General features: G+C 40.1%; 10 protein-coding genes. 7 read left to right on the forward strand and 3 right to left on the reverse strand.

The genetic code is table 11. The features are described 5' to 3' along the window. Positions 1-588 precede the first annotated feature (588 nt). Together PL11201_RS15490 and PL11201_RS15495 are read left to right on the forward strand one after the other, a co-directional pair. The gene (locus tag PL11201_RS15490) at positions 589-4,863 is read left to right on the forward strand and encodes an EAL domain-containing protein (protein WP_079679841.1); all 4,275 of its coding nucleotides are present in this window, start codon (positions 589-591) and stop codon (positions 4,861-4,863) included. Continuing rightward, positions 4,863-5,132, forward strand: coding sequence for a glutaredoxin family protein (locus tag PL11201_RS15495; protein ID WP_200816790.1), 270 nt, complete (start codon positions 4,863-4,865; stop codon positions 5,130-5,132). The genes PL11201_RS15490 and PL11201_RS15495 overlap by 1 nt, the downstream gene beginning before the upstream one ends. Positions 5,133-5,270: 138 nt before the next feature. On the opposite strand, the gene hisB is transcribed toward PL11201_RS15495, so the two are convergent. Continuing rightward, on the reverse strand, positions 5,271-5,912 hold the full coding sequence (gene hisB / locus PL11201_RS15500; protein WP_079679843.1) for an imidazoleglycerol-phosphate dehydratase HisB: 642 nt from the start codon (positions 5,910-5,912) through the stop codon (positions 5,271-5,273). Between the two features lie 166 nt (positions 5,913-6,078). Beyond that, positions 6,079-6,855: an enoyl-ACP reductase FabI gene (fabI, locus tag PL11201_RS15505; protein ID WP_079679844.1), complete on the reverse strand. Its 777-nt coding sequence runs from the start codon at positions 6,853-6,855 to the stop codon at positions 6,079-6,081. 187 nt (positions 6,856-7,042) lie between these two features. On the opposite strand from fabI, the gene ntcA reads away from it, so the two are divergent. The 3 genes from ntcA to PL11201_RS15520 all read left to right on the forward strand — a co-directional run bounded on the left by ntcA (position 7,043) and on the right by PL11201_RS15520 (position 9,886). Continuing rightward, complete coding sequence (gene ntcA / locus PL11201_RS15510; RefSeq protein WP_079679845.1) at positions 7,043-7,708, forward strand: global nitrogen regulator NtcA; 666 nt, start codon at positions 7,043-7,045, stop codon at positions 7,706-7,708. Between the two features lie 164 nt (positions 7,709-7,872). After that, a complete protein-coding gene (locus PL11201_RS15515) occupies positions 7,873-9,477 on the forward strand; it encodes a DUF3084 domain-containing protein (protein ID WP_079679846.1) in 1,605 nt (534 codons plus the stop codon). A gap of 1 nt (position 9,478) precedes the next feature. Continuing rightward, a complete protein-coding gene (locus PL11201_RS15520; protein ID WP_079679959.1) occupies positions 9,479-9,886 on the forward strand; it encodes a pre-16S rRNA-processing nuclease YqgF in 408 nt (135 codons plus the stop codon). 87 nt (positions 9,887-9,973) lie between these two features. Here the strand turns inward: PL11201_RS15520 and PL11201_RS15525 are convergent, their stop codons facing one another. Next, positions 9,974-10,471 (reverse strand): CRR6 family NdhI maturation factor, encoded by a 498-nt coding sequence (locus PL11201_RS15525; protein WP_079679847.1) that lies wholly within the window; start codon positions 10,469-10,471, stop codon positions 9,974-9,976. A gap of 134 nt (positions 10,472-10,605) precedes the next feature. On the opposite strand from PL11201_RS15525, the gene PL11201_RS15530 reads away from it, so the two are divergent. Both PL11201_RS15530 and PL11201_RS15535 read left to right on the forward strand, forming a co-directional pair. Then, complete coding sequence (locus tag PL11201_RS15530) at positions 10,606-11,055, forward strand: Fur family transcriptional regulator (RefSeq protein WP_079679848.1); 450 nt, start codon at positions 10,606-10,608, stop codon at positions 11,053-11,055. A gap of 296 nt (positions 11,056-11,351) precedes the next feature. Beyond that, complete coding sequence (locus tag PL11201_RS15535; protein ID WP_079679849.1) at positions 11,352-13,265, forward strand: cation:proton antiporter; 1,914 nt, start codon at positions 11,352-11,354, stop codon at positions 13,263-13,265. Positions 13,266-13,454: the final 189 nt, after the last annotated feature.

The raw sequence follows: 13,454 nt of genomic DNA on the forward strand, positions 1-13,454 counted from the left end.
ACAGAATTTCAAGCTGATACCGACTCCATCATATCAGAATCAAGGGTAATTTGTCTAGTTATCAACAAGAATATTTTTACATAATTAAATTTAGCATACAGTTCAATAACAAATAATTAATTATTATTGAACATCAAAAAAAAACAGCTTATTTTTGGGATAGAGGGAAAAAGTGTGATCAGCCCAACCCATGTTTTAAACCAATCAAAAGCCCTTAATTAGATTGATCCCCTTTAAGATAAATCCGATCCTACTCGAATTCGAGTCAGGTACTCTCCGATAACAGCCTGGGTAAACTCCATTAGAATATTGATAATAATGCTAATATTCCTTTTTAAAAAATAAATATCCTGGTCTTAGGATATTCCTTAGGACATCAATTTTTCTCCCAAACTGACATCCACCGAAAATCTATGCCGGAGGTTTGTTAACCTTTTTTTAATTTTCATTAAAAAATGTCAAAATTTCAGGGTAATAATCGTAAAATGTATAGGGAGGGGCAGACAAAAAACTCTTGGTGTGTCAAACACTCTGCAAAAAGTACGATAACTACGAGTAATCGGATAGATAATGCACAGAAACTAGTTGATGCTCAACAAACACAAGACACAAGCAGATCAAGACCAACTTTATCCTATTGCATCTATTGATCAGGGGTGGGTGATAGATGCGAATCAAGAAGTTGGATTACTAGACAGCCCCATACTGATTCGGGTGATTGCAGACCTACTGCAAGTTGCCTTGATTGTCAGTCATCTGGGTGATGGTCGGGTTTTTTATTGTAATTCTCGTTTCCAACAGACCTTTGGATTGCCTCAATCAGAAATATCGAACTTTGCTGAATCCGATATCTTTGCTAACCTCGCGGATAGAGAAATTCTGCTAGAGAAGTTGCAAAAACAGGATGTCACACAACAAACTCTACAAGTAAAACGGTTAGATGGAACGCTCTGGTGGACATTAGTATCCATGCGTCTGCTAACAGTAAATGGGGAAAAGTTGATTCTATCCACCTACTCCGAACTTCTCCCCAATTCACCCACTCAACCCCTACCACCTGGCTATATTCCCAGCTTTGACCACTGGCAACAGGGGGTGATTCTGGTGGGTGCAGAACACCAAATTATTGATTGGAATACCGTCGCAGAACAAATGTTTGGTTATGATAAATCCCAAGTTTTGGGTCAAACTCTTGCAGCCTTGAATTTATCACCGTTACATGATTTAGCTATTGACCTATGTAACTCTGAGCTTGCCGATGAATATTCCGACTGCACCCGCGAAATTCCCTTCCACCGTCGGGATGGGAGATTGGATTACTGTTGTGCTACTTTTTTACCGCTTAGGAATCAATTGGGTCAGTTAGTTGCCACCTTAATTAGCACCCAAGCCATCACGGAAGAAGTTCCCGCCCTGGCACCGATAGACCCGCTTTTAGCCACCTTGCAGTCTAGGGTCAGCCAGCAAGCCACGGTCGCCTACCTCGGTCAACAGGCCCTGATTCATTCTGACCTCTCCGTCTTAGTCAATGAAGTTGTCGGTGCCGTAGCGAAAACCTTGGATGTGGAATACTGTAAACTTCTGGAACTCATGCCCGGAGGTCATGCTTTTTGGTTGAGGGCGGGGGTGGGTTGGCAAAAGGGACTGGTCGGCAATGCTAGGGTGAGTGCCCATATTAACTCCCAAGCCGGGTATACCTTACTCAAGAATGAACCCATTGTGGTAGATGATTTACGCGTGGAAACTCGATTTTCTGGAACTCCCCTGCTGCATAATCATCGGGTAATTAGTGGTATGAGTGTGGTAATTGCCCGTTGGGGACAGGATTCGGGCTTGAGTAAAAAACAGGTAGAGTCCCCTATTTCAAAGGCTTGGGGGGTTTTAAGTGTCCATAGCACTATCCATCGCCAGTTTACCCTAGAAGATGTACATTTTTTAGAAGCGATCGCGAATGTGTTAGCGGCGGCGATTGAAAGTCATCGCGCCCAAGAACGTTTACAATTGATGGAACGAGCTATTAATAGTAGTAGTAATGGGATTGTAATTACCGATGCGACACAACCGGATAATCCGATTATTTTTGTGAATAATGGATTTGAACGAATTACAGGATATAGCAGCAGAGACATTTTAGGAGAAAATTGTCGATTTTTACAGGGGAATCATTCCAACTATGCAGCCATTGACGAAATTCGTCGTGCGGTATTAGAAGGAAAAGAGTGTCATGTCGAACTACAGAATTATCGGAAAGATGGGGAGTTTTTCTGGAATGAACTTTCCATTGCTCCAGTATATAGTTCCAAAGGATATTTGACTCATTTTATTGGGATTCAAGCAGATATAACTAAACGGAAACAATCTGAACAAGCCCTGGTTTCACAATCCCAAGCCTTAGCTCAGTTTAGTTCTAATCTCAAACATTTGCATCGGATTACAACCTATAATCATCAAAATTTAGATGAACTTTTTCGAGATTATCTCCAAGTTGGATGCGAGATTTTTCAACTATCAATTGGTTTCATTAGCCGATTAGAAAATAATAATATTATTATTGATACCGTTGATTCCGATTTAGATATAATTCAACCAGGTATGACCTTGCCTTGTGAGGAAAGTTACTGTGTTAAAGTCATTCAGACCCAAATGACTCAAGTTCATACCGAAATCGGGCAAAATCCTGAATTCAATCGACTCCAAAGCTATCAAAGGTTTCATCTCGAAACCTGTTTAGGAACTCCGATTTGGGTCAATGGTGAAATTTATGGGACATTAGCTTTTGCTGCTTTAGAGGTTAAAACCGTAGATTACAAATCCTATGAAGTGGAAATTTTAGAGTTAATGGCTCAAAGTATTGGTCGATTTATTGCGGCCAATCAAACAGAAAAACAACGAGTTAAAGCCGAATTAGGTCTGCGAGAAAGTGAGGAGCGCTATCGCCGTTTAGTTGAATTATCTCCTGAAACTATTGCCATTCACAATGGAGAACAATTAGTTTATATTAATCTGGCTGGAGCTAAACTATTAGGAGCAAATCGCCCTCAAGATTTAATCGGTCGCTCTATTTTTGATTTTCTGCCTCCTGATTATTTTAATTCCATTCATACTCAAATTCAAGATGATCACAATGAACAGCAACCTCGGTCGTTAATAGAACAAAAATTAACTCGATTAAATGGAGAAGTTATTGATGTAGAAATTGTCGGAATTCCAGCTACCTATCAAGGTCAATCTGCGATTCAAATTATTATTCGGGATATTACTGAACGTAAACGATTTGAAGCCCAACTCATGTATGAAGCCTTACATGATGCTCTGACTCAATTACCTAACCGGAGCTTTTTTAATGAACGTTTAGCACAGGTATTAAAACGATCTAAACAAGAACCTAATTATGAGTTTGCAGTCTTATTTTTAGACTTAGATAGATTTAAAGTTGTTAATGATAGTTTAGGACATTTAATTGGAGATCAACTATTAATTGAAATTTCCCATCGTCTTTTATATTGCGTCAACCCATTAGATACCGTCGCTCGTTTAGGGGGAGATGAATTTACAATTTTGATTAATCGGGTTCAAAGCATCGCCGATGCAACGGCAATGGCAGAGAAAATTCACTATGAATTAACCCAACCTTTTTATATTCAAGGACATGAAATTTTTACCACCGTTAGTATTGGAATTGTTCCCAGTCAAGACCATAATCAGCAATCGGAAAATAATAGTGAATCCCATCAATGTTTATTGTATAATAATCCTGAAGACTTTTTACGAGATGCTGATATTGCTATGTATAGAGCCAAAGCTAAAGGCAAAGCTCGATATGAAGTTTTTGATTTAAATATACATAGTCAAACCCTGTCTATATTGCAGCTTGAAACTGATTTACGACAAGCTATTTATGGAAGAATCCAAATTGGAAATCCACAGCACTCAGAGTTCGTAACTCATAAAGAAATCCACAATTTCAATGGATTAAAAACCACAGAACATCTATTAGAAAGCTCAATCACTCAACCTTCAAATCTCAAGGGTTTTAAAGTCTATTATCAGCCAATTGTTTCTTTATCTAGTGGTAGAATTACTGGATTTGAAGCCCTAGTCCGTTGGTTGCATCCCACCAGGGGTTTAGTATCGCCAATAGAGTTTATTCCAGTTGCAGAAGAAACGGGTTTAATTATTCCATTAGGGGCTTGGGTATTACGAGAAGCTTGTGAGCAATTGCGAGTTTGGAAACAAAAATTAACCCAAAAGTTTGTTTTAGTTAATACAGCCTCTACGGAAAAATCTGATTCTCAAAAACAAAAATCTAATAGTAATATTTATCCCCTAACCATGAGTGTTAACCTATCGAGTAAACAGCTTTGTCAATCGAATCTATTAGAACAAATTGATCAGATATTAACAGAAACGGCTTGTAATCCCAGTGATTTAAAACTGGAAATTACCGAAAGTGTGATTATGGAAAATTTAGCTACTTCCTTTATGATCCTGGCTCAACTAAGATCTCGCAAAATTCATCTATCAATTGATGACTTCGGGACAGGTTATTCATCCTTGAGTTATTTACATCAATTTCCCTTAAATAGTTTAAAAATTGATCGTTCATTTATTAATCGTTTAGATCATAAAAACAAAACCTTTAGCGGTAAAAAAAGCCAACCCTTACAAATCGTTAAAGCCATTATTTCTTTAGCGCAAAATTTAGACTTAGATGTGATTGCTGAAGGGATAGAAACCCGCGAACAAAGGAGAATTTTGCAGGAATTAGGCTGTCCATTCGGACAGGGTTATTTATTCGCTAAACCCCTAGAAGCCGAACAAGCGACCCAACTATTACTATCGGAGGTTAAAGAAATCCAATGATCACACTAATTTTATACAGTAAACCGGGCTGTCATTTATGCGAAGGACTCCAGGAAAAATTGGAGAAAATTCAAACCTCACCCCAAAAATCAGGAGAATTTCAATTAGAAATCCGAGATATTACTACCCGGGAAGATTGGTTTCAAGCCTATCAATATTCGATTCCTGTCCTGTTTAAGTCTGGTGAACCTGACCAACCTATTCCCCGTCCTTCGCCTCGAATGTCGGTTATGCAGTTGGAACAAATGTTACAGAAGTATTTGGAATAGGGATCACGGATTGAAGAGGATTACGCAGATTAACCCTGCCCTCGACTTGATTGGGGGACAGATTAAAATCCGTGAAATCCGTGAAATCCTCTTAAATCCGCGATCGGTAATGGGTAAGGTTTATTAATACCAACCTACTTACAAAACCCCTTTGGAACTGGGGATAGTGTTTGCCCGACGGGAATCAATTTCAACTGCCATTCTTAAGGCTCTAGCAAAGGCTTTAAACCCGGCTTCAATAATATGATGGGAATTAATTCCATCTAACTGACGTAAATGCAATGTTAGCTGACTGTTATTAACAATCGCCACAAAGAATTCTCGGACTAACTGAGTGTCATAGGTTCCCACTCGTTGGGTCGGAATTTCTAAACCATAGGTGAGGTGAGGACGACCGGAAAAATCTAAAGCAACTTGAACTAAGGCTTCATCTAAAGGGGCAATAAAATGACCAAACCGGACAATTCCTTTGCGATCGCCTAAAGCTTTAGCTAAAGCCAAACCTAATGTAATTCCCACATCTTCATTGGTATGGTGATCATCAATTTCAATATCTCCAGTGGCTTGAATTTCTAAATCAATTAAGCCATGGGATGAAATTTGGTGCAACATATGATCTAAAAAGGGAACTCCTGTAGAAACTTTGCAGATTCCAGTTCCATCTAAATTCACCGTAACATTAACTTCTGTTTCCCCTGTTTTGCGGTATACCGTGGCAATTCTCGGGAGCAGATCATTAGAATTTGCAGTATTAATAGAAGGGCGATCGCTAATTTGCATAATAATTAAGGTAAGAAACTATAGAATCTATTTTAAAGTTTAAATAGGGAGTTAGATGTCAGGAGGAAGAAGGCAGTGGGGTTTAAGGTCTGGGGTGCAGAGTTCGGACTCAGAAGTTAACGATTCCTCATCTTCTCCCCCTGCTCCCCCTGCTCATCTTCAAGCCCTACATTCCCATGATGCAATAACCCGAATCGACATACAGAATTTGACCTGTAATGCCACTGGATAAATCGCTACAGAGAAACGCAGCCGTATTGCCCACTTCCGTTTGGGTCACCGTCCGTCTTAGGGGAGCCATGGACTCAACGTGATGGATCATGTCTAAAATCCCACCCACGGCTGAAGATGCCAAAGTCCGAATCGGGCCAGCCGAAATGCCATTCACCCGAACTCCCAAGGGCCCCAACTCCGCCGCCAGGTAACGAACATTCATTTCTAGGGCTGCTTTAGCAATTCCCATCACATTATAATTAGGAATCACTCGCACCCCTCCCAGATAGGTTAGGGTGATAATACTCCCCCCTTGGGTCATTAAAGGTTTAGCCGCCGCACTCAGTTGAACTAGAGAATAGGCACTAATATCCAGGGCGCGGGTAAATCCGGCCCGGGATACATTGCTAAAGTCTCCAGAAAGTTCCTCTTTTCCTGCGAAGGCCAGACAATGGATCAGAATATCAATTCGTCCCCATTGGTCACGGATAGCCGTAAATAACTCCTCGATTTGAGCATCATTCTGGACATCACAGGGCAGAAATAAACTAGGGTTGAGGGGTTCAACTAATTCTTGCACCTTTTTTTCAAAACGACCTTTCTCATCGGGAAGGTAGGTGATTCCAAGATTAGCTCCAGCTTGGTGAAGCTGTTGGGCAATGCCCCACGCAATGGAGCGATTATTGGCAATGCCGGTAACAAGTGCGTTTTTTCCGTTCAAATTTAGCATAATAGATTATTCTATAAGCAATTGGTATCCTAATCAAAGCCATGGATTTACCCATTTCTACCAGGGATAAAACATGGATCGGACAATCATCGGTTGATTCAACAGATAAATGATGCAATTAGCGTAATTAGCGTAAACTGAAATACGGAAGATATATTAGAGCATTGTTAGTGCAAGGGATCGGGTCGTGACGTATGATAGACCGTTAGCAGAAGTGTTCCGCAGCATCGGCGGAGGGGCGTTCCCTCCCGTCGTGGAAAGCTTTGAACGGGGTAAGACGATCTTCTTTCCCGGCGATCCGGCGGAGCGCGTCTATGTTCTGATCAAAGGTGCGGTGAAATTATCCAGAGTCTATGAAGCTGGAGAAGAAATTACTGTCGCTTTACTTCGAGAAAATAGTGTATTTGGTGTTTTATCGTTAATTACAGGTCATCGGTCGGATCGGTTTTACCATGCCGTTGCCTTTACCTCTGTAGAATTACTCTCAGTTCCAATTGAACAGGTAGAGAAAGCCTTGAAAAGCGATCCCGAACTGCCGATGGTGATGTTGCGCGGATTATCGTCTCGGATTTTACAAACGGAGATGATGATTGAAACCTTAGCTCACCGGGATATGGGATCAAGATTAGTTAGTTTTCTGCTGATTCTTTGTCGAGATTTTGGCGTACCGGGTAAAGATGGAATTCGGATTGATTTGAAACTTTCCCATCAAGCGATCGCAGAAGCAATAGGTTCCACGCGAGTTACGGTTACTCGTTTATTAGGAGATTTACGACAAAAAAACATGATCTCAATTTATAAGAAAAAGATCACAGTCCATAATCCCGTTACCCTAGGTCAACAATTTACTTAATCTACGGTTAGGTTTCCTAGATTAACCCAGAAAAGATCTAGGAAACTTGCTCATAGATATAATGAGAGAAAATTGAGCAAACTGCATTAACTAGATAATTAAATTTTTAGATTCTCAGGTCTTAAAATCCTGAGTTTCCACTCTCCCAGATTTTTCTTATCTTTATGACCGCAGGAATTATCCTGGTTATATCCATCTTAGTTTTGGGTGGCGTGATTGCAACGGTTAGTGATCGCCTGGGAACTAAAGTTGGAAAAGCCAGGCTGAGTTTATTTAATCTCCGCCCCCGCAACACTGCTATGGTTGTGACCATTTTAACTGGCAGTGTGCTTTCGGCATTGACTTTGGGGATTTTATTTGCTTCGAGTAAGCCCCTGCGTCGGGGTGTGTTTCAAATTGATCAAATTCAAAGTAGATTGAATGATGCTCGGAAGGATTTAACTCGGGCAGAAGATGAAAAAAGGCGAGTAGAAAAGGATTTAACAAGAGCTAAAACGGAAATCAACACCGCTATGGCACAGTTAAATATGATCAATCAATCCCTACAAACGGCTCAATCTCAAGCTGTTAAAACAGCAGAAGAATTGGAAAGAACTCAGAATCAATTGGGAGATCTTCGGAAACAATTACGGAATATTCAGGTGGAAAGAACGGCAACGGAAGCCGAACTGAAAAATAGAGAAAATCGACTCCAAGAAGTATTTAAACAAAAAAAAAGTTTACAATCAGAAATTCAAAAACTCAGAACTGAACGTCAAAATTTGATTTGGCAACAAGAACAGGTCAAAGCTCAAATTCAGAATCGCGATCAGGAAATTGCTAAACGTTCAGAGGAAATGAAACAGCAGGATCGGGAAATTGAACAACAGGAACAACGGATCAAAAAACAGGATCAAATTATTGTGAAACGGGAATCTCGTTTGGAAGAATTGGAAACAGAACAGAAAAAATTAGAACAGCAAAAACAAGTTTTAAGTCAACAGGTTGAACTGATTGGACGGGATTTTCAATTATTACGAGAAGGAAGTGTTGTTTTAGAAAGAGGACAGGTTTTATCCAGTAGTTTAGTCAGAATTAGTGATCCAAAAACTGCAATTCAGGCGGTTAATACTCTGTTAAAAGAAGCGAATAATTATGCCCTTGAGTCTGTACAATTGGGAAATACAAAAGCGGGTCAGGTTCAAGTCATTCAAATTACAAAAGTAGAAGTTGAAGATTTAATTAATCAAATTGATGATGGTCGAGATTATGTGGTACAAGTGATTTCGGCTGCTAATTATTTAGTTGGAGAAACAAAAGTATCGGTTTTTACTAAAGCTGAACCGAATCGATTATTATTTACCACTGGAGAAATTATTGCGGGAACAACATTGAATCCTTCTGCTTTATCTAATGATCAATTGAGAAAGCAAATGCAACAACTTTTAGATGCCTCCAGTTTCCGGGCGCGTTTTGTTGGAATTGTGGGTGGAACAGTACAAATTGGAAATGATAGAATGGATACATTAATTCGTTTTTTCCAACAAGTCCAAGAACATAATCAACCCTTGGAAATTCAAGCTGTTGCTGCTGAAGATGCCTATACTATTGGGCCATTGCGACTGGATTTATTGGCACTTCGCGATGGAGCAGTGATCTTTAGTACCCGACAACAACAGGAACAGCTTAATAATTCTAATCCATTAGATAATCCATCTACTCAGAGACAGAATAATATAGGAAATCCAACCTCTCAATCTAATTATACTCAATACGATGATCAAAAATAAAATGATTTTAGGGTTTGATCCCGGGCGAGAAAAATGTGGAATTGCGGTGATGGGTGATGGTTCACAGTTATATTATCATGAGGTGATTTTAGCGGCGGATGTTCCTACAATAATTCAATCTCTTTGTCAACAATTTACTATTGAAACGGTGGTGATGGGAGATCAAACTACTTCAAAAATGTGGAAACAAAAACTAACTGAAATTTTACCGGAATCCCTTTCTATTATTCAAGTGAATGAACGATATTCTACCTTAGAAGCGCGCGATCGCTATTGGCAAATTTATCCCCCTAAAGGGTTAACTTGTTTAATTCCCAAAGGAATGCGAACCCCACCCCGTCCGATTGATGATATTGTGGCGATTGTGTTAATTGAAAGATATTTGAATCAGTCATCAGTTAACAGTTAACAGTCATCAGTCATCAGTTGTAGGGGCGGGTTTATCGAGATGCGCGGTGATTAACAAAGATCTAAAAGAACCCGCCCCTACCCGAAATCAGTCATCAGTTAAACCTTTCTGGGTATAGGTTTCAAAGAAGGTATCATCAAGGTCATAACCGAGCATTTGAGCCATAGCCATCAGGCGGGATTTGTTGGGGATATTCTGTTGGACGAGCCAGTGGTCGAGAATAAAGATCTTTTGCATTAAAAAGATTTCTAGGGCTTCGGGGTTATATTGGATGCCTTCGGTGCGATGGAATTGATGGGGGACGAGCATTGCCACATAACGGGCTAATTCCCCAGATTTCCAGTCCAGAAAGAAGGGGAGCCAAGGATATTGGGCGTCTAGGCGAATAAACCATAATCGGATTTCAGGAACTTCTGAAATTTCTCTGGGGTCTTCTGGGTCACGGGAATAGTCGATATCGAAGCTAATTTGCTGTTCATAAGCTGTAATATCGGTATTTTCGGGGATAGGATCGATTACCCTTTGTACAGGGGACAAATCTAAACGATTTACTTGCTCAGAATTCAGCTTGATGATAATTGCCATTCAATGTCAACCTTTGCAGATAGAAACCACTGTTTACTATAAAATCCCTAAGATACAATAGAAAGTATAGTCTAGGTATGGGATCGGTGATCCCAAAACTATTAAAATTTGATACATAAACCGAGGCGAGAATAGTGAAACCAATTCGTTCTTTAGAAGATGCAATCAATTATTGTCAAGCTAAAGGAATGCGGCTGAGTCGTCAGCGCCGTTTAGTTTTGGAATTGCTTTGGCAAGTTCAAGAACATTTATCAGCCCGGGACATTTATGATCGATTAAATCAACAGGGGAAATCCGTTGGTCATACATCAGTCTATCAAAATTTAGAAGCATTATCGCGGGAAAATGTGATTGAATGTGTAGAACGTTCGGAGGGGCGTTTATATGGACATATTAGTGATTCCCATTCCCATGTTAATTGTTTAGATACCGATAAAATTTTAGATATTCATATCGAATTACCCCCGGAATTATTAGCCCAAGTTGAACAACAAACTGGCGTTAAAATTACAGATTATCAAATTAATTTTTATGGTTATTCTGTTAATTCAGTAAATATTGACGAAACTGTTCAAGCGTCTTAAGCTGTTAATTATCTAAATTTTCGAGACGATCCAAGCCAGTAAGGGGTTTCAGCCTCTAAAATATACAGTTTAAATGCTCAACAGCTTAGCATAGTTTTAGTGTTCTTTAAAATAGAGAATTTTTATTCAAAATTCAAACCTTTAAAAATACGATTAACTGTTAAAAATAGGTAATTTTTCATTCCTAAAGAGGGTACGGGGACGGAGCTTACCCACCCTACTGGTTGGACAGCAGGTATAGTGGAACAGAATACAACTATTTTCAATTCAGTGGGTAGTCTGCAACAATAGCGCCTATGGAAACATCATCTTTTCAAATCACCCTGTTAATCGTCATTACGGTCATGGCGGGGATTTCGGCTCAAGTCTTGGCAGACTACCTGAAAGTTCCTGCCATCGTGTTTCTGCTATTATTCGGCATTCTGGCGGGGAATGATGGCTTGAGTTTAGTGCAGCCCAATCTTTTAGGAAGTGGTTTAGAAGTGATTGTCTCCCTATCGGTAGCCTTAATTCTGTTTGAGGGGGGATTAAGTTTAGACCTGCGGGCACTGGGTCAAGTCTCTGGGAGTGTTCGCAATTTAGTCACCTTTGGCACTTTAATCACCCTAATGGGGGCGGGAATCGCGGCCCACTGGTTGGGGGAATTTCCTTGGCCAATCGCCTTTCTGTATGCAGCTTTGGTGGTGGTTACAGGCCCAACGGTAATCGGGCCATTGCTGAAACAGGTTTCCGTAGACCGTCAAGTTTCCGCGCTGTTAGAGGGTGAAGGGGTTTTAATTGACCCAGTGGGGGCGATTTTAGCGGTTTTAGTCCTCAACGTTGTCCTGAATGGCAATACTGACCCCCTAGAAATTATGGGACAATTGCTATTGCGTTTAAGTATTGGCGCAGGAATTGGGTTAATTGGGGGTGGAATTTTGGGATGGTTATTAAAAACTGCCCAATTTATGTCGGAAGAATTAAAGAATTTAGTGGTATTAGCGGCTCTATGGGGATTATTTGATACGGCTGAATTACTAATGAGTGAATCGGGGTTAATGACCACAGTTGTTACCGGAATGATGGTGCGTTATGTCGATGTTCCTGATATGCGTCAGTTACTCCGATTTAAAGGGCAGTTAACCATGTTGGCGGTGTCAGTTTTATTTATTTTATTAGCGGCGGATTTATCCTTAGAAAGTATAGTAGCTTTGGGATGGGGCAGTGTATTAACGGTTTTAGCTTTAATGTGGGTGGTGCGTCCGATTAATATTTGGCTTTGTACTTTAAATAGTAACCTGAATTGGCGACAAAAATTATTTGCTTCTTGGATTTCACCTAGGGGAATTGTATCGGCTTCGGTTGCTTCTTTGTTTGCGATTTTACTCACCCAACGGGGAATTAATGGGGGAGACTCAATTAAAGCTTTAGTCTTCCTAACTATTATTATGACGGTGGTAATTCAAGGATTAACTGCCCGATGGATGGCTGAAAAATTAGGAGTAACTTCCCATTCGGTAACCGGAGCGGTGATTGTGGGTTCAAATCCTTTGAGTCGATTAATTAGCCGATTGTTCCAAGAACGGGATGAGTTAGTGGTGATGATTGATACTGATCCGGTCGCCTGTGAAAAAGCCCGACAGCAAGGGTTACGGGTTTATCAAAGTAGTGCCTTAGATCCTAATGTTTTGGAAGAAGCGGGATTAGAATTGATGGGAACATTCCTGGCGATGACGAGTAATGGGGAAGTAAATGTGGTACTCGCTGAACGTGCAGATACGGAATTTAAACCGCCCCGGGTATTGGCTTTATTTCCCAGGGAACCTCAAACTAAAATAACTGTTAATCGTGATAAAATTCAACAGGCTTTTATTCCCGATGTTTCTTTAAAACAGTGGAATACCTATCTGGAAGACAAGGAAGTAAAATTAGGGGAAACGGTTTTACGTCAACCAGAGTTAGAATTTCAAATAGCCCATCTACAGGCGTTAATTCGCTCAGGGGAATTAATTCCTTTATTAATAGAAAGAGATGGCAATTTTCAAGTTTTAGCCGCCTCAGAATCTTGGCAAGTCGGAGATCAAATTATTTATCTGCTTCATGATCCTAAACCAACCTTACTCAAACGTTTATCCGGTTCTCAAAAATCTAATTTAATCCTAGAAAAACATCCCGCCGTTGAGGAAGTTCCTCTATCAGTAATCAGTAATCAGTTAGTGGAATTGAAATGATCACCAATAATTTCAGCAATCACATCTTGAATTGTTACTAATCCGACTGTCCCTCCAAATTTATCAACAACTCCATACCGAAACTATAGGGAATTCGGCCGTGACAAAAAAGGCATTAATCGTAATTAAAAATAGCACTGAGAACAATCGCCCCAGCACATCGCCCGTTGTAAGGGTCATGATTACCTT

It is taken from the genome of Planktothrix sp. PCC 11201 (assembly GCF_900009135.1).
Classification (GTDB): domain Bacteria; phylum Cyanobacteriota; class Cyanobacteriia; order Cyanobacteriales; family Microcoleaceae; genus Planktothrix.

What these genes read in the sequence shown, in the direction of transcription:
- PL11201_RS15490 (WP_079679841.1), top strand. Translation starts at nt 589, where the DNA reads ATGCTCAACAAACACAAGACACAAGCAGATCAAGACCAACTTTATCCT.
- hisB (WP_079679843.1), bottom strand. Translation starts at nt 5,912, where the DNA reads ATGCAAATTAGCGATCGCCCTTCTATTAATACTGCAAATTCTAATGAT.
- fabI (WP_079679844.1), bottom strand. Translation starts at nt 6,855, where the DNA reads ATGCTAAATTTGAACGGAAAAAACGCACTTGTTACCGGCATTGCCAAT.
- PL11201_RS15515 (WP_079679846.1), top strand. Translation starts at nt 7,873, where the DNA reads ATGACCGCAGGAATTATCCTGGTTATATCCATCTTAGTTTTGGGTGGC.
- PL11201_RS15520 (WP_079679959.1), top strand. Translation starts at nt 9,479, where the DNA reads ATGATTTTAGGGTTTGATCCCGGGCGAGAAAAATGTGGAATTGCGGTG.
- PL11201_RS15525 (WP_079679847.1), bottom strand. Translation starts at nt 10,471, where the DNA reads ATGGCAATTATCATCAAGCTGAATTCTGAGCAAGTAAATCGTTTAGAT.
- PL11201_RS15535 (WP_079679849.1), top strand. Translation starts at nt 11,352, where the DNA reads ATGGAAACATCATCTTTTCAAATCACCCTGTTAATCGTCATTACGGTC.